Here is an 18,376-nt window from a genome sequence, read left to right as displayed (position 1 = left end):
TTTCCAAAGACAGGTAATCATATTACAAAGTGACCAATATCATCTTATAAGGTGATATTGGTCACTTTGTAATGTGCCTATTGTCCCGTTGTAACGGGACGACTTACCGACTGCATAAAAAACTACTAATCTCTGCACTGAAAACCCTTAATCTTTGCACTGAAAAGTCTTAAGTACAAGATTGAAAAAATAGTTTGTTGCAGTATGATGATATGACAATGCCTCAACTATGGCATCACATTTACCGGAATCAGCCGTACCTCACTATTCAAGCCGGAGGGTAACGGACTCCAATGCCCATAATTGGCCGGACGATAGTTCAAATCAACAATATTGATTTCTTTGAATTTGCGCCACTGCACTCCCTGCCTGTCTAATTCTGCAATTCGATTCGCAGGGAGATTCGTGACTTCTATCTCGATGTGGTTTTTTCCGGGTTTTAAGAACTCGCCTACCTTTAGTTGATAAGGCACTGCCCATGCGCATCCCGCTTCCTGTCCGTTGATGCGGACACGGGCACTTTCGCGTACATCTCCCAAATCAAGAATCCAGTCGTCAGCTTGCAAAGCCGGCAATTCGATGTCTAAGGAATAAACACCGGTTCCCATGTTCGTTTGGGCTGCCGGATGATTGATATGGGTCCATGAACAGGGGCGATCTATATCAAATGTTCCTTGAATTTCCGGTTTGCTTTCGGCGAAGTGCAACTTCCAACCATGATCCAGACGAAGGCTGAAAGGTTGTTCATTTACATACTTCCACGGTTTGGATGTCTGCAAAGATTGTTGATACGTTTGCAGAATAATCGATTCACCGGATTTTAATTGCAAATAGACTTGTGTTTTGCCGTCTGCCTGTCTCACTTTAGCTTCACCACATTCTCCGGTCATGGGATTGAAGAGAGCGGCGGCGGCTGCATTCGTTCCCAATGTGATCCAACCGTCCACTCCTTTATTTTGCAAGGAAGAGATGAAATAGTGGTGTCCCGTATCATTCACTCTCCGGATCGCTTGTAGTCCGAATTTGGTTTTCATTTCTTCGGGAGAGATATTGCAGCTGGCCAATGTGCGTGCATAATCCGTTCCTGTGATAATCTTCCCCTTTCCGATTGGAGTAACGGTTGTTTCCGAGAAAGAAACAGCCGGAAGTTGCCGGAGCGTACGCTGGTAGCTTTGGCGTTTTTGTTCCAACTGACCGTATCCCGGTACATCTGTCGGATAATTTTCGAGGAATACGATAGTAGCTCCCTGTTTGGCAAGTTCATAAAGATGTGCCAATACATCACTCGGCATTAGGTGCGCAGCAGGCACTACCAATGCTTTGTAGCCCGTTCCGCCCGAAGTAACCAACTGTCCGTCTTTGAAACGTGTACTGCGAATAAAGTTATCGGAAATATAATCCCCGTCATACCCGCTGTTGTTGATGCGATGGATAGCGTCGATAAACTTAGGAGCCAGTTTATCCATGTGGTGTATCGTGAATAATAACAATCGTCCCGGCTGCTCATTCCACATATCATATACCGGAAGATAAATCAGGAAATCATTATCCGGCCGTCCCATTTGCAGGAAGCTTTGGCAACGGGTGATATAGTTGAAGAACGAAGGAGCATCACGCCAAATACTGTTTGTCGGACTCATATTGATAGAAGCGTAGAATAACCATCCGGGCCATTCGGCTTCTTTCGGAGAGTACGGAGTGCCGTGGAAAAACATGTGATTGACACCCGAAACGAACATCAGATCCATATCCGGTTTGCACTGCGACAAAGAAGTGCGGAAATGTTCCGTCAGCCACGTGAATGTTTCGGAAGAAGTATATGTTTTTCCTGCAATGTGAGCGGCCGAAGAGGCGTATTTCAGCATAGACAGGTCGGAATCATTCTTTTTAGTCAAAGAGTCCTGACGCAATCCTTCAATATGGAATTGCGACAGTCCGAAACCCTCACATTCGGGAATATCCACGGCAGCATAAATATCAATCAGATTGCCGGGCGAACCATGTGCCTGATTGCGGGTAATGCTACCGTTTTTGTGTGCCCAGTCCGTCCACTGACAGGTAAAGTTCTCCAATAATAAATCGGAAATCGTTTCCCGGTAATCGGATACGATACGTCTGCTGACTTCCGGACGGCTTTCGTCCAGAAATTCAGGGAAATGTTCTTCCAGTTTGTACCCCCGTCGACGAGTGAATTGTTCCAGGAAATCATCTGTCCAATCTGCCTGATACACTTCGTAAGAGTCGTTGAAGAATGTATGGGGATAGCTCGTCTTGCTGCTTTTGAAAGCACGGTCAAAACGGGAAAGATAGTTCTTTACAGCTTTCTTTGAGAGATGGTTCATTACATATCCCTCACCTCCGGGAGCGGCACGTTTCACTTTCTGTCGTGTCTTACCGATATAAAGAGCTACGATTTTCCATTTGCCCGCAGGGGCTTTCCATTGTAGCTTGTCTTTTTTTACGTGGGCGGTCAGGTTGATACATTTACCTTTCTCATCGTAAGCCATCACCCGGCTTAGTACGGAATAAGCCTGTTGCTTAGGGTCGGTCACATTGATATCTTGTTCAATCTCTTTCCTCCCCTCTATGTGGTATGTCTGGAAGATAGCCTTCGTAGCTGCGTCTTCGATACTGACTTCCGGTCCGCCGAAAGGCCATCCGGTTCCGGTATTCATGTCAATCTCGATACCGGTGCGCTTTCCTTCCGCCTGTGTATGTTTGAGAACTTCCATCCAGCGGGGAGAGAGGAATTGAATCTCATTCGCATCATTGCCTTGCACTCCATAGATGGGAGTAATTTCTACCGCCCCCATTCCGGTGCGTGCATATTCTTGCAGATTGTATGTCAGGTTCTTTTCGTCTACGGCACTTCCCAACCACCACCATCTGGCACCGGGACGTGCTTCCACCGGAGCATCCGGCCATTGCTGTGCTTGCATTACTCCACCTGCGGCAAGCAGGCAAAGGACTATCCATTGTCTTTTATTCATCATTCTTTCGGCGTATTATAATATTCTATGTTTTCTGTATCGTCAGTAACAAAAAGCGGTCGTCCGTCCGGCTGTTCAAAGTGGAAACGGACACCGTCGAAGGTTATATTCCGTGCATGACGGATATAAAATCCTTTGGCGGGAATCGTGCCGAACATCCACGGTTCGGGATATACTTTTTCCTGTTCGGGAGGAACACGTTTGCCATCCTCTTCACTGTAGCCACCTTTATAATAAAGGTGAATATTACGGAAAGTCACATCCTCGATACAGGCTCCCGGTACGCCGCTGATGATAGAAGCATACCGGCTGTCGGCATTCCATACATTGATATCGCTGATAAGAATACGTTTCATGGTGCTTACAGGAGTATCTTCAGGACTGCGCATACGTGCACCCAACCGGAGGAAAATAGGCGCGTTGACTATATTTCTCATTGTGATGTTACTGATTACAATATCTTCCAGATGTCCTCCGTCTACCGTTTCCAATGCCAGCCCACGGCAATGTTCAAAGATACAATTCGTAATCGCAATATTGCGGAAACCTCCACTGCTTTCTGTGCCGAATTTGATGCGTCCCGTACGGAAACCATGATCGGGAGCCTGCGGTTCGTCCAGCCGCCAAGTGCCGTCCATTACGCTGCCTTTGTCAAAGCCGCTGACATAACAATCGCTGATCGTCACATTTTCCGTGTCTTGGAAGCGTCCTAATCCATAAGAGGCTTTCAAGACAATGGCATCATCCCAGGGGGAGTTCACCGTGCATTGGCTGATACGTACGTTCCGGCAGCAATCAATGTCGAAGCCGTCCCGGTTGGTGTCTACTTTCAGATTCAGAATCGTCAGATGATCCACTCCGGTAGCCAACAGGGCGAAATGCCCGCAATGCAGCATGGATAAATCTTTCAGGGTCACATTTCTGCAATCTTTCAGGCTGATCGCCTTATTGCCTACACCCGGCAGGCGGCTCTCTTCACGAGTCAAGCCTTTGCCGTAGATTAAGCCGGGACCACTGATCGTAATATTCTCCAGTCCGATTCCCCAAATTAAAGAGTTTTTCCAATGGCTGTGACCGAAATCCTGAAACTTATTATGTTCATTCGGTTCGGCGGTATCATATCCTTCCTCTTTTCCGGGAAAGGCGGCAATGATGCGGGTGCCCTGTTCCAAATAGATATGAATATTACTTTTTAACCGGATGGAATAACACGCATATTCTCCTGCAGGTAGATATACTGTGCCTCCTCCGGCCTGTGCGGCCGCTTCAATCGCACGATTGATTGCAGGCGAATCAATTGTTTTCCCATCCGCTTTGGCTCCGAAGTCCATTACATTATAAATGGCTGCATGTAGATAAATGCAACCTATTAACAGACTGGATAATAAATAGATCCTTTTCATTTTTTGTCGATTTTGGCAAAAATATCCGGTAACATATAGTAGTTGTAATCCGCTTTTTCATTCTGTTCGTAGAAACAGAAATAAAGCCGGAAAGGCTTGTTTCCTTCATTTTGGGAAGAAGCCGGGGAGAGACTGCAACGTCCGGTCAGTACAGGGCGGTCGGTTTGTTTGCCTGATTCGTAAAGCATCAGGGGAGTTGCATCCTTATGTCCGTCGCTCAAGCGGATATCAACAGTAGGGGTGACAGCCTGCAGCGTTTTCAACTTCATGCTTTCTCCATAGTAGCAAGTGAAGGCTTGTCCCTCCACGCTGAATACATTGATGTCCGAATCCGGTTGGCAATCGCCGAAACTCCAAAATAGGGCATCGGCTTCCGGAGCAGAGGCGACTTCTACTTCCAGGATAAATCCACGACTATCGGGCAATGCTTTCCATTGGAAGGACACTCCCTGTATCTTTTCTTCAGGTTTTAGCCAGTGGCTTTCGTTTCCTTTCTTCGATACACCCAACCGGAAAGTGCCGGCAGGTGGCGTCAGTGCTTGTGCTTGCGCATCAATGAGCAAGATTCCCAGCAGTGCGATGGTCAGGAGATGTCTTAACATAGTTGAAGTTGATATTACTTTGTTCATTCTCTTTTAGTTCAATGACATTCTTTTCTTCTGTCTTTAACGTGATTTCAGATAAGTTGAAATTCTTCGTATAGCAGATTTTGCCCGGTTTGTCGGTCTGCGCTTCGATGGCATAAAGATAGAAATTTTCCAGACGTAACGAGTCATTCCATCCCGAAGCGGAGATAAATTCGTCCACATTTTCCGCTTTTACCTTTGATACGTAGACATTGCGGAAACGCGGATAACCTTTTTCGGGAGGCGTTACTGGGGTCAGCATGACTCTCCAGTGCTCCGGGATTTCTTTCCCTTCATACTCTTTGGGTAAAGTGCTGTAACTGTAACTGGGGTTCCAGTTCAAGTCTGCTGCCAGTACGTGACGGACGTTTGCCGCTTTTACTTCAGTCATATAAATGTTTTCGATTGTTCCTCCACGGTTCATGGCACTTTTCAACCGCAGTACGGCCGAGGTGCCGATTGCTTCCAGATTATATCCCAATACATTCCGTATGCTGCCGGAAGTTTCGCTTCCGCAGGTGATAAGTCCGGCACCTTTGCGGGCGATGCAATTTCGTATGACCACATTTTCTGTAGGAAGGTTCACCCGCAGTCCGTCTGCATCCCGTCCCGATTTGATACAGATATTATCATCGTTACAGTCTACATCGCAGTTTTCGACCAAGATATTGCAGGAAGAATCAATGTCGATACCGTCCGTGCTCGGACCGTGTCCGCCTATATTGTTGTTGATTGTCAGTCCGTCTATCGTGCAATAATCGGAGTAAAGAATCTGACACCCCCAAAAACCGGTACGCATCAGGGTAAATCCTTTCAATGTAATGTCCGAGCTACGTTCTATGAGGATGCCCCGTACCCGTTTGCAGTCGTAATCCACAATCCAGCGCAATCCTTTTGCTTCGTATTCTTTCCGCATTTCCCAATATTTATCCCAAAATACTTTTCCCCGGCAGTCCAGTGTTCCTTCTCCGGTGACAGAAACGTTCTTTTCATTGACAATGTTGATAACTGCCGCGGGCCATGTCATCTCGATTCCTGCAATCCGTGAACGGAATTCGGGATAATGATGAATGGATGGGCTGGCCAATAAAGTCACCCCTTTGTCTAGTTGCAGGTTGACACCGCTTTTTACGAACAGTGCTCCTGTCTGGTAATATCCCGGTTGGAGAACTACCGTTCCTCCACCGCTGACGGCACAACTGTCAATTGCTTTCTGGATAGCTTCCGTGCTAAGCACCGTGCTGTCTGCTACTGCGCCAAAAGAATTAGCGGATAAAATTACATTGTTTCCGGGCATTTGCCGGCTGCCTACACTGTCGGCCCACGACAAATCCGGTTGCTGCGGAACCTGCCCCCATTCGAAGCTGTTGTTTCCTGCCTGTTTGGCCGTTGGGGTGGCGCAAGCTGCTGTCAAAAGTGTGCCTGCTAGTAGGAGCAGGGGAAAGATGCCTTTGGTTTTCATATTTATCTAATGCCTGATACTTGATACTTAATACCTAATACTTATCTCCTAATTTCCGTCCGGTTTCTCTATTTCCGTGAATGGTGATTCGTTCCAATGGAAAACATTCACATCGTCCGGTTGTGCCGGGTTATAGGATGGGTCTATTTTCAGGTGTTTAGCCAGTTCCGGTACGGCTTTCTTCATTCCTTCAATCACACATTGGGCTATTTGATAGGCTCCGTAAGGATTAAAGTGGGTGTTATCGGCAAAATCCTTGGTCTGTCCCGGATAAGTGCCTGCCGGATAATGCACGAAAGCGCGTTTGGACGTTTCCGGCCCCAAGGCTTCATAAAGCGTACGGGTCATTTCGTTGAGGTCGATCAACGGAACATTTTCCTTTGCTGCCAGCCAGCGCATGGCTTCCGGATAATCTTCGTGTGTGTCACGGATATGTCCGGTGGCATCGAAACTCCGGCGTTGGGTGGGAGTGACCAGTACGGGGTATGCTCCCCGTGCACGGGCTTCATCAATAAATGTTTTCAGGCTGGTCATAAAAGAGTAATAGGCTCCTTTGCCCGGCCCTTTCTGCTTTTGGTCGTTATGTCCGAATTCCATGAAAAGATAATCTCCTTTCTTTATCTGGCTCAATGCTTTTTTCAAACGTCCTGCGGCAATAAAAGTATTGGCTGATTCGCCCGATTCCGCATAATTGGCGATACAAACGTCCGTGCCGAAGAAATGAGGTATCATTTGTCCCCAGCTCGCCCATGGTTCATTGTCCTGGTCGACTACGGTACTGTTGCCGCATAGAAAAACGGTAATCACCGACGGATCGGCAGGCTTGATACTGATACTCTGGCATACGGGTGCATCGCCGTTAAATTCCAGAGTCAGTTTATCGTCCCAGTTCAGTTTAGTCTTTTCGCGGGGTTTGATACGTACGGATTCTTTCTCGGAAATGCGGGGATTGCGTTTGTTGATGATAAATGTTTCATCTACGAATTGTCCCTTTTGGGTCGCGAGGTTATCAATGAACAGTCGGCGTGACTCGCCTCTTACAGTGGTCACCCCTGCCTGTTTCTTGCTTCCCAGGCGAACGGTTACTTGGTAGTTACCATCCGGCACACGGACAGAAAAGAAGAAGGGTGCCTTACTGCCTTTCGCGGGAGTAGCGACGAGATCATATCCGTATCCTGTCTCCTCACTGTAGCGGGGAGCGTCTGCCAACTGGTATGTTTGGGCTTTCTCCTGTGCGTTGATATTTGCCGTTGCCAGGACTAGCAAACCTATAATAGTTGTTTTCATGTAAATAATATAAAAGTATATTGTTTATGGAGTTTAGGCACGGATTACACGGATTTCACGGTTTTTAGAATTATGCTTTCTATAGAGCAACAGCGTAATCCGTGTAATCCGTGCCTGATAATTTCCCATTTAGTTAATTTTTGGTTTGAGCTCGTCAGGTGAATCTTTGGTATAAGATTTCACATCTCCCGCCACTTTGGTGAATAATGCTTGGATTAGTTCCGGAGTTATCTTTTCTGTCGGACGGAAAGCATCCGAATTCATATAATCCAGGATTGCTTTGTGCATCTGGCGGGCTACAATCCGTTTTTCCGGTTGGGAGGTAATATCCATACTGGTCATCATCAGTTTGCCGTTCAACACCTTTGCTTCGAACAACATTCCAATTTTCCGGCTGATAAACCAGGTATCAATACTTTGAATCGTAGGTTGGAATTCTGCCGGGAAGTCGGTGAATTGCATCACTTGCGCTTTGTTCAGCAGTTCCCACCATTGCAGGTTGCTATGATATTCAGTAGGAAATTCACGGAAAAGAGGGTGATATTCATTCAGGAAAATACCTGTTGTGTGTGGCGGACGCATCTTGAACCAGGAAGTATTCCAAAATACGGGAGTAAAATATTGTTTGACTTCCTTGCCGTATTGTATCTTTCCGGCAGCCGTAATCAGCACATTTCCTCCGTCCTGCAACACTGCCAATGCTTTGGCGTCCAAGGTGTCGGTGGTATATACTGTTCCTTGCGCCAGTTCCACTTGTGCCGGATATACCCAGAAATCCCAGTCGTTTACGGCATCACTGCCTTCGATACGTACTTCCAGATTTAGTTTCTGCGGTGTATCGATTGCTTCCAGAGTCATATCTACACTACCCAGAGAATAAAGATTTCCGATGGGAATGTGATGGGTGCCGACAGTTCCATGAGCATATACTTTTCCGAATTTATCCTTAATGGTATATACTGTTTTTGCACTTTTCAAGGGAGCAGCTCCGAAATGGGATACTTCAATGTCGGCATGGAATGTTTCATTATTGGCATATACAAATTTAGGAATACGTGCCAAAGGTACGGTCGGACTGCAAAAGCGTCTGAACTGTTCTGCGTTGATATATCCTTTTTCTTCAAAGAACACGTCCAGTACACCGACTAATGCAGTTCCCTGACCGGAATAATCATTGAGAGCCAGCAACTGGAATCCCGCATAGTCCGGAGTACGCAAGGTCTTTTCAATCTCATGTTTGTAGCAGAGTGCCTGCAATTTGCCCGAAGCCATCATGAAATCGTAGCTTTGGCTTCCCATGTGGTTATCGTTCAGAATATCCCGGAAGATTTCAAAGTTCTTCGCTTTGTTAACTCCCGTATATTTACGGATTTCATTGAAATTCGGGAATACGCACCATTGACCCGTTTCGTGTGATACATACGGTTGTTTCACCGTGTCAATCCTTGTACGATAATCCGATTCACTTTCCGGTTGCGCACCTGCCCAGCTTAATCCGCGTGCACCTGCTTTCACATGATACTCATTGTGAGGTTGCCATTGCCAACTGTTTCCAACGGAAGCTCCTGTGTATACACGACGCGGATCGGTTGCTTTCCAATAATCCACGAACTTGCTGACCCATGCCACCCAACGACCGGAAGGCTCATTGCCGCAAGCCAGCATACAGTATGAAGCATAATTCCCATATTCCTTGGTCAGTGCAATGGTTTCGTCCATCAGGTATTTGTCAATCGGTTGTCCGTTACCCAGTCTCGGACCGTGGTTCGGCCAGCTCGGTCCTTCCGGTTGCAGATAGAAACCAACCAGATCGGCAGCAATGAAAGCTGCCTCCGGCGGACAGAAAGAGTGGAAGCGCATATGATTCAAGCCGTAGCTGCGGCAAATGCGGAATACCCGTTCCCAAGAAGCCACATCCATCGGAGCATAGCCTGTCAACGGGAAATCACAGTTTTCCACTGTACCGCGAAGCATTGTCTTACGACCGTTCACATAGAACCATTTTCCCTCGATCTTGAAATCACGCATACCGAACTGTACCTGTTTCGTATCAGACAGTTTGCCGTTGACCAGCTTTGCCGTCAGTTTATAAAGTGCCGGACTGAATTCATCCCACGTCAGAAACTCTTTTCCCATCGGAAGTTCCATTTCCACCGGATTATCTCCCGGACGGATGTTGAAACTTTGATGTATGGGAGCCACTTTGTGCTGAATGTCCGTGTTAAAGCTCTCGGCGGAAAGGGTGATCTCTCCCTTGGTGGAAGAAGCAGACCGTATATTCATGCGAACCAGCGCTTTCTGATTGCTCAAATCGGGATATACCTGAATATCTTCTAAATGGACTTTGGGAGTAGCTTGTAACTCGATTCGTCCGACGATGCCGTTCCAGTTACCTTGTGTCTGGTCGGTGATGCTGTGAGAATCGGGACCTACGTTGATTTCTTTGATTCTATTATCGATACGGATGGTAATCAGGTACGTTTTTCCGGGGGTGGTTGCAGCAGTCAGGTCATAGACATGGGGAACACAAAGACTGTTTTGCATACCAAGCTCCTGCTGATTTACCCATACAGTAGTTTCGATGTGCGGACGTTCCAGAAAAAGAGTGATTCTTTCTCCTTTCCAGTCAGCCGGAATTGTCACTTTCTTTTGATACCAGGCCACACCTACATAATGTTTGTCGGGAGTCAGAAAGAAGGGTAGCTTTACTTGTCCCTCTATCCTGTATTTTTCCATATATGGGTTGAAGTAGTAAGAACTGTCGTAGAGGCTTCCGGTCCATTGGGTACGGACGGTCACTTCATCTCCTTTCCATTTTTCGGGCATGGAGCCGGGCAGGTTGATAGAATCGTCGAGGGATTTTTTGAACCATTGTTCCTTGACGCCGGTATCTTCCCGGTCTATCCGGAAATTCCATTTGCCGGATAAGCTGAAAGAGTGATTTTGTCCCGCTACGGTCAGTATGGAGATAAATACGATAGCAATACTTACTAAAAGTCGTTTCATGATATATAGAATTGATATGTTTTTCATTCTTTTTAAAATCTGCCGCTAAAGTAGAGCTTTTTAAGGGTTTAGTAAATAGAAAGATGTACAGATACATAGAATATTGTATCAAAATGGACATCTAAAAGCGTTCGTGTACAAAACTACATGGATTTGAAATATTGTCCATGCTCTTTATCTTTGAGGAGGGGCGGAGATGCCTTATCTTTGCAGGGTAAACTTTTTAATCTTAATAAGGAACCATGAAAAAAGTAGTAATCTGGATAGCTCTAAGTCTTTGGTCGGTGATGACAATCTTTGCCGGTGAGACAGCTTACCTCTTTTCTTATTTTATCAATGACAGTAAAGACGGACTGCATTTAGCATATAGTTATGATGGATTGAACTGGCTGCCTTTACATGGCGGACGTTCTTATCTTACCCCTGCGGTTGGTAAAGATAAATTAATGCGTGACCCCAGTATTTGCCAGTCGCCGGACGGAACTTTTCACATGGTCTGGACTTCTAGTTGGACGGACCGGATTATCGGATATGCCTCTTCCCGAGATTTGGTTCATTGGAGTGAGCAACAAGCAATTCCTGTGATGATGCACGAGCCGGATGCACATAACTGTTGGGCTCCCGAACTGTTTTACGATGAACCTTCACAAACCTATTATATCTTTTGGGCAACTACGATTCCCGGTCGTCACAAAGAAGTGGCTACCAGTGAAAGTGAGAAAGGACTGAATCATCGTATATATTATGTAACAACGAAGGACTTTCGTACTTTCTCGAAGACGAAGATGTTCTTCAATCCTGATTTCAGTGTGATTGATGCCGCTATTGTGAAAGACCCGAAGCGGGAAGATCTGATAATGGTAGTCAAGAATGAAAATTCCAATCCACCGGAAAAGAATTTGCGTGTGACACGTACAAAGAAGATAGAAAAAGGATTCCCGACCCAAGTATCAGCATCTATTACAGGAGAATATTGGGCGGAAGGTCCGGCTCCTCTTTTTGTAGGTGATACGCTTTATGTCTATTTTGATAAATACCGTGACCATCGTTATGGAGCTGTTCGTTCTTTGGATCATGGTGAAACATGGGAAGATGTGTCCGATCAGGTCTCTTTCCCGAGAGGCATCCGTCATGGAACGGCGTTTGCGGTGGATGCTTCTGTTGTGGAGACACTAAAAAAGAAGTCTTGGTTTAACGACAAAGACCTGACACTGACAGGAGTCTATTATTATCCCGAACATTGGGATGAAAGCCAGTGGGAACGTGATTTCAAGAAGATGCATGAACTGGGATTTGAATTTACCCATTTTGCCGAGTTTGCCTGGGCGCAACTGGAACCGGAAGAGGGACGCTATGATTTTGCCTGGCTCGATAAAGCCGTGGCTTTAGCTGCCAAATATGATTTGAAAGTAATCATGTGTACTTCTACTGCCACTCCTCCTGTATGGATGAGCCGGAAATATCCCGAAATTCTATTGAAGAATGAGGATGGAACGATACTTGACCACGGTGCTCGCCAGCATGCTTCATTTGCTTCGCCTCTTTACAGGGAATTATCATACAAGATGATTGAAAAACTGGCGCAACATTATGGAAATGACTCCCGTATTATCGGATGGCAACTCGACAACGAACCTGCTGTACAGTTTGATTATAATCCGAAAGCGGAGCTTGCTTTCCGTGATTTTCTCCGTGCCAAATACAATAATGATATCCAACTTTTAAATGATGCATGGGGCACTGCTTTCTGGAGTGAGGCTTATTCGTCTTTTGATGAAATAACGCTTCCCAAGCGCGTACAGATGTTTATGAATCATCATCAAATTTTGGATTACCGCCGTTTTGCTGCATCACAAACCAATGATTTCCTGAACGAACAATGTCTGTTGATTAAGAAATATGCAAAGAACCAATGGGTGACTACGAATTATATACCGAATTATGATGAAGGTCACATCGGTGGTAGCTCCGCACTTGATTTCCAGAGTTACACCCGCTATATGGTATATGGTGATAATGAGGGGATTGGTCGTCGAGGCTACCGGGTAGGTAATCCGTTGCGGATAGCCTGGGCAAATGACTTTTTCCGTCCGATACAGGGAACTTATGGTGTGATGGAATTACAGCCGGGACAGGTGAACTGGGGCAGTATCAATCCCCAACCTCTTCCGGGCGCAGTTCGTCTGTGGATGTGGAGTGTGTTTGCCGGTGGAAGTGATTTTATCTGCACCTATCGTTATCGCCAGCCTCTTTACGGCACGGAACAATATCATTACGGAATTGTCGGCACGGACGGAGTGACTGTTACTCCCGGCGGAAGAGAATATGAGACATTTATAAAGGAGATTCGTGAACTTCGTAAACATTGCTCTTCCCGTGAAACCAAACCTGCCGATTACCTTGCCCGTCGTACTGCAATTCTTTTCAATCATGAAAACTCCTGGAGTATCGAGCGGCAGAAGCAGAATCGTACATGGGACACTTTTGCACACATCGAAAAGTACTATCGTACCCTAAAATCATTCGGAGCTCCTGTCGATTTTATATCAGAGACAAAGAATTTATCCGATTATCCGGTGGTCGTAATACCGGCTTATCAACTGGCTGATAAGGAACTGGTGGATAAATGGATTGCATACGTGAAGAATGGCGGAAATCTAATTTTAACCTGCCGTACGGCACAGAAGGATCGTTATGGCCGTCTTCCTGAAGCTCCTTTCGGTTCCATGATCGCTCCTTTGACAGGAAACGAAATGAACTTTTACGATTTGCTTCTTCCTGAAGATCCCGGTACTGTAATGATGGATGGAAAGGAGTATGCGTGGAATACATGGGGAGAAATTCTGAATCCTCCCACTGACGCACAGGTCTGGGCTACTTATAAAAACGAATTCTATGAAGGAAGTCCGGCTGTTACTTTCCGTAAATTAGGAAAGGGAACAATCACTTATGTTGGAGTGGACAGTCATGATGGAGCATTGGAAAAAGATATATTGAAGAAACTATATGTACAACTGAATATCCCGGTGATGGACCTGCCATCTGGTGTGACAATGGAATATCGTAATGGATTGGGAATTGTATTGAACTATTCGGATCGTCCTTATACATTTAACTTGCCGAAAGGGGGCAAGGCACTGATAGGAACTACGGAAATTCCTACGGCAGGTGTATTGGTCTTTTCAATGTAACAATAAATAGATATTTTTATCTTTGCAGGATTTGAATGAATTAAAAATAGAATCATACGATGAAGACGAACTTATTGAAATATATGGCAGGTATCTGCTTTTGTCTGTTGACAGCTTCTTTGGCTTTTGCCGGTGATAATTATAAGACGGTAAAGGTGAAAGCGCCTTTTCCCATGCAGCCTATTAAAATCTTTATTTATCCCGATAAAGATTTCCCGATAACGGATTACGGTGCACAACCGGGAGGTGAGACGGATAATACCAAAGCCATTGCTGCCGCTATTGAGGCATGTAATCAAGCGGGAGGTGGACGTGTGGTTGTTCCGGCTGGTACATGGCTGACCGGGCCTATTCATTTCAAGAGTAATGTAAACCTCTGTTTGGAAGAGAATGCAGTTTTGAATTTCACGGATAATCCTTCTGATTATCTTCCGGCAGTGATGACTTCCTGGGAAGGCTTGGAATGTTATAACTATTCTCCTTTACTTTATGCTTTTGAATGTGAGAATGTGGCGATTACGGGTAAAGGAACTCTCCAGCCGAAAATGGATGCTTGGAGAGTTTGGTTCAAACGTCCCCAGCCTCATTTGGAAGCGTTGAAGGAGTTGTATACAAAAGCTTCGACTAATGTCCCTGTGATAGAACGTCAGATGGCAATAGGGGAGAATCATCTTCGTCCGCATCTGATTCATTTCAATCGTTGCAAGAATGTGCTGTTGGATGGATTTAAGATACGGGAAAGTCCGTTCTGGACCATTCACCTTTATATGTGTGACGGGGGAGTGGTACGCAATCTGGATGTGAAAGCTCATGGACATAATAACGATGGTATCGACTTTGAAATGAGTCGCAACTTTCTGGTGGAGGATTGTTCTTTCGATCAGGGGGATGATGCGGTAGTTATCAAGGCCGGACGCAATCAGGATGCCTGGAGATTGAATACTCCTTGTGAAAATATTGTTATCCGTCGTTGTCAAATTCTTAAAGGGCATACTTTGCTTGGCATCGGAAGTGAAATATCCGGAGGCATACGGAATATCTATATGCACGATTGCACGGCTCCTAATTCGGTAATGCGTCTTTTCTTCGTGAAGACCAATCATCGCCGGGGTGGATTTATAGAAAACGTTTACATGAAAAATGTACAGGCAGGCATCGCTCAACGGGTGCTTGAAATAGATACGGAAGTATTGTATCAATGGAAAGATCTGGTACCTACTTATGAGGAACGGATTACCCGTATTGATGGCATTTATATGGATAAGGTGACTTGTGAGTCGGCAGATGCCATCTATGAATTGAAGGGGAATGCCAAATTACCGGTTAAGAATGTAACGATTGAGAATGTGAAAGTGGGTGAGGTGAAAGAGTTCGTGAAGAAAGTGAATAATGTAGAGAATGTAGTGGAAAAGAATGTGACTTATGATAGGAAAGGGAAATAACCCTTTCCTGAAAGTAGCGGAAAATTTCATGCTATAATTTTAGTATAATGTAGTATCTTAGCAGCAAAATTGAAAACTTTATGCTAAGATGAAGAAATCCTTTTATTTATTACTGCTAATCACTCTATATAGCAGTATCAGCTTTGCCCAAAGCCTGAAATCTATATCTATTTTAGGCGATTCGTATTCAACATTTGAAGGATACCTGCAACCCGATACCAATAGCATTTGGTATTATGTTTCTCCGCGGCAGCAAACGGATGTAACTTCCGTAAAGCAGACCTGGTGGCATAAATTCATCAAAGAGAATAACTACCGTCTTTGTGTCAACAACTCTTTTTCCGGTGCAACAATTTGTAATACCGGTTATAATCAGGCTGATTATTCGGATCGTTCTTTTATTACCCGTATGGATAAGTTGGGATGTCCGGATATCATCTTTATTTTCGGTGCAACGAATGATTGTTGGGCCGGTTCACCGCTTGGGGATTACAAGTATGAAGGATGGACCAAGGAAGATTTATATACATTCCGTCCGGCCATGGCATATCTGCTCGACCACATGATTGATCGTTATCCTAATGTTGAGATCTATTTTCTGCTGAATTCAGGTTTAAAGGAAGAGTTTAATGAGTCGGTCAGAGCTATCTGTCATCACTATAATATTGATTGTATTGAACTGCATGATATTGATAAAAAGAGCGGTCATCCTTCGATAAAGGGGATGGAGCAGATTAGCGATCAGATTAAGATGTTTATGAAGAAGACGAAGTGAAAATATATCGGGAATTAAGATAATGATATTGCCACTTGCTACTCTTTGATTAGGAATACTATTTCAAAGAGTGTCAAGTGGCAATAAGTTTAGTTGTTTATCTTAATATCCCGGATTCTGCATTGCTTTCTTTTCTTCATTACTTAGTGCAGAACCATTTGAATTGGTGATACCATCCAGGAAGGCTTGAGGAATCGGACGATAGTAATGTTTCTCCGGTTTGAATTCACCAAGACCTCTGCTGACACCATCGTTGAATTTATGCCAACGTGCGTCTAATGTTTTGGTACGCGCCAGATCCTCCCAGCGTTGCAATTCGCCACAAAGCTCACGGGTACGTTCATTTAATAGGAAGCACATCATTTTGTCTGCATTGGATGTACAGCCCAGTTCGTTGTAGATAGGGGTGTCGACTGTAGAGTTATAAACATCTGCCACACTATTTAATTTCATTGTTGTTTTAGTAGAAGCAGTAGTCTCCTGTCCGATATTGTTTGACTCATAATAAGTGTTCTCTTCCCAGTAAATAGCACCTTCGGAAGAATGCCCGCCACCTTTTCCGGAACAATAAGGATTATTCTTATAAGCTTGTCCGCCATCTACATTCTTACTACGGTCTTCACCTGTTTCGTAACCGGCACGTTCACGCAGTTTATTTATCCATTCGATAGCTTTGTCGTAATTGGCTTCCCCTTTACGAATATACGCTTCGGCAACCATTAATACATCATCTGCCGAACGGGCGATGATGGCATCGCGAGTACCGAATTGAGATGCAATGGAAACACGGTAACCATCCCGGAATTTAGATAAAGCTACTGAACGCTTGTGAGGTATGATATCGTAATAATTGCCCGTTTTCTCATTTATATTCCAGCTGTGTTCCTGTCCTTTGAAATAACGTACATATGTATATGTATTGCACATTTTTCCATCTTTCAAAACAGTATATGCCGGAGCGTTGGAATATTTCTCATATCGGTTGTCTCCCGGGTCATTAACGATGTATTTCATACCGAGTTCACCTCCACTAAAACGTTTGTCGCCTTCTTTTACACCTGCCGGGGCATATGGCATATCTTCTGCTGTCCAGGTGGGAGCACTTTTGGTCTCGTTGGCTCCATAACAGGTAATGAATGATTTCCAGAAACGAGAGTCATTGACACGGTCAAACACCTGCATAGTATATTCTGTGGCACTCACATATGAGAATTCACGTCCTCCGGAGATGTCGCGTTTACATCCACCTATATCATTACCTTGATATACGGCCGGATAATAAAGATGCATCTGATTTCCATAACGTCCCCATGTTGATTCGTCGTTAGAGAATTGAGCTGCCAGAACCACTTCACTTACTTTTTCATTGGCTCCGTTCGGCTGCTCATAGTCCCAAAGTTCTACATAGTCATTGCACAACGGATGTGCATCTACCACTTCCGAACCATATTGAATCACAGCATCAAGGTCGGATGCTACATAATTACTGTTCCAGTCACTGTACAATTCGGATGCCCGGAATAAATGCGCTTTTGCGAGGAAATGGGCGGCAGCGTATTTATTGATTCGTCCAATCGATTCACCTTTATCCGGAAGTAGTCTGTAGGCTTCTCCAAAATCTGATATAATCTGGGTGTATATTTCTTCAGCAGAATTTCGTGTGAAATATGTTTCCGCACTTGTGGACGGAACTAATTTTAACGGTACGCCACCAAATTGCTTCACTAATTCGAAATAAGCATAAGCCCTTAGAAAATGCGCTTCTCCCAGACGTGTGTTATATGAGGGTGAACTTTGGTTATAATATTGAGGTATATTCTGGATTAATATGTTTGCGGGTTCAACCAGTCCGTAGTAATTGTCCCAGACAGGTTGGTTGGCATCTTTCTCAGATGAATTTAAATCTTGGCTATAGTGGTTCCATGCAGGGATAACATTGTTAGCATCGGTAAATTCATCCACTCCCATGTTGTAACACTGAATACCCCATATATAGTTGAATTTGAATTTTAGTTTCTGGTAGGCTCCAGTCACTAATTCATCAAGTCCTTCCTGTGTCTTAAAGCGGTCAGTACTATATTGAGTTGTTAAATTCTCATCAAGGAAAGATTCACTGCACGAAGTGATCGAACTTCCTGTTGCGCCGGCTATTAGAGCTGCAAATAATATTCTATTTAATTTCATAATGTCTTTA

General features: G+C 44.8%; 10 protein-coding genes and 1 pseudogene. 4 read left to right on the top strand and 7 right to left on the bottom strand.

Features of this window, described 5'->3' with window-relative positions; all coding sequences use genetic code 11:
- Positions 1–227: 227 nt before the first annotated feature.
- The 6 genes from AAHJ11_RS06260 to AAHJ11_RS06235 form a co-directional block, all read right to left on the bottom strand.
- The gene (locus tag AAHJ11_RS06260) at positions 228–2,993 is read right to left on the bottom strand and encodes a glycosyl hydrolase (RefSeq protein WP_413579194.1); all 2,766 of its coding nucleotides are present in this window, start codon (positions 2,991–2,993) and stop codon (positions 228–230) included.
- Positions 2,990–4,393: a glycoside hydrolase family 28 protein gene (locus AAHJ11_RS06255; protein WP_320974909.1), complete on the bottom strand. Its 1,404-nt coding sequence runs from the start codon at positions 4,391–4,393 to the stop codon at positions 2,990–2,992. Before AAHJ11_RS06255 ends, AAHJ11_RS06260 begins: the two co-directional genes overlap by 4 nt.
- On the bottom strand, positions 4,390–4,995 hold the full coding sequence (locus tag AAHJ11_RS06250; protein ID WP_217721984.1) for a DUF4450 domain-containing protein: 606 nt from the start codon (positions 4,993–4,995) through the stop codon (positions 4,390–4,392). Before AAHJ11_RS06250 ends, AAHJ11_RS06255 begins: the two co-directional genes overlap by 4 nt.
- Positions 4,946–6,481 carry a glycoside hydrolase family 28 protein gene (locus AAHJ11_RS06245; RefSeq protein WP_195648512.1) on the bottom strand — a complete coding sequence of 512 codons (1,536 nt, stop codon included), beginning with the start codon at positions 6,479–6,481 and terminating at the stop codon, positions 4,946–4,948. Before AAHJ11_RS06245 ends, AAHJ11_RS06250 begins: the two co-directional genes overlap by 50 nt.
- A gap of 48 nt (positions 6,482–6,529) precedes the next feature.
- Entirely contained in the window at positions 6,530–7,768 is a 1,239-nt protein-coding gene (locus tag AAHJ11_RS06240) for a rhamnogalacturonan acetylesterase (RefSeq protein WP_195648511.1), read from the bottom strand.
- A 129-nt stretch (positions 7,769–7,897) separates the two neighbouring features.
- On the bottom strand, positions 7,898–10,774 hold the full coding sequence (locus AAHJ11_RS06235) for a sugar-binding domain-containing protein (protein ID WP_148364564.1): 2,877 nt from the start codon (positions 10,772–10,774) through the stop codon (positions 7,898–7,900).
- A gap of 242 nt (positions 10,775–11,016) precedes the next feature.
- On the opposite strand from AAHJ11_RS06235, the pseudogene AAHJ11_RS06230 reads away from it, so the two are divergent.
- The 4 genes and pseudogenes from AAHJ11_RS06230 to AAHJ11_RS06215 form a co-directional block, all read left to right on the top strand.
- Positions 11,017–11,289 (top strand): annotated as a pseudogene (locus AAHJ11_RS06230) (glycoside hydrolase); the annotation flags it as partial.
- A gap of 342 nt (positions 11,290–11,631) precedes the next feature.
- On the top strand, positions 11,632–13,965 hold the full coding sequence (locus AAHJ11_RS06225) for a beta-galactosidase (protein ID WP_320949042.1): 2,334 nt from the start codon (positions 11,632–11,634) through the stop codon (positions 13,963–13,965).
- A 59-nt stretch (positions 13,966–14,024) separates the two neighbouring features.
- A complete protein-coding gene (locus AAHJ11_RS06220) occupies positions 14,025–15,407 on the top strand; it encodes a glycoside hydrolase family 28 protein (RefSeq protein ID WP_167511717.1) in 1,383 nt (460 codons plus the stop codon).
- 88 nt (positions 15,408–15,495) lie between these two features.
- Positions 15,496–16,182 (top strand): SGNH/GDSL hydrolase family protein, encoded by a 687-nt coding sequence (locus tag AAHJ11_RS06215; protein WP_009000444.1) that lies wholly within the window; start codon positions 15,496–15,498, stop codon positions 16,180–16,182.
- A gap of 102 nt (positions 16,183–16,284) precedes the next feature.
- On the opposite strand, the gene AAHJ11_RS06210 is transcribed toward AAHJ11_RS06215, so the two are convergent.
- Positions 16,285–18,366: a RagB/SusD family nutrient uptake outer membrane protein gene (locus AAHJ11_RS06210; RefSeq protein WP_148364267.1), complete on the bottom strand. Its 2,082-nt coding sequence runs from the start codon at positions 18,364–18,366 to the stop codon at positions 16,285–16,287.
- Between the last annotated feature and the right edge of the window lie 10 nt (positions 18,367–18,376).

Source organism: Bacteroides sp. 90-K9/2 (assembly GCF_047310725.1).
In the GTDB taxonomy this organism is placed as follows: domain Bacteria; phylum Bacteroidota; class Bacteroidia; order Bacteroidales; family Bacteroidaceae; genus Bacteroides; species Bacteroides vicugnae.
This window is presented reverse-complemented; position numbering and strand designations above follow the sequence as displayed.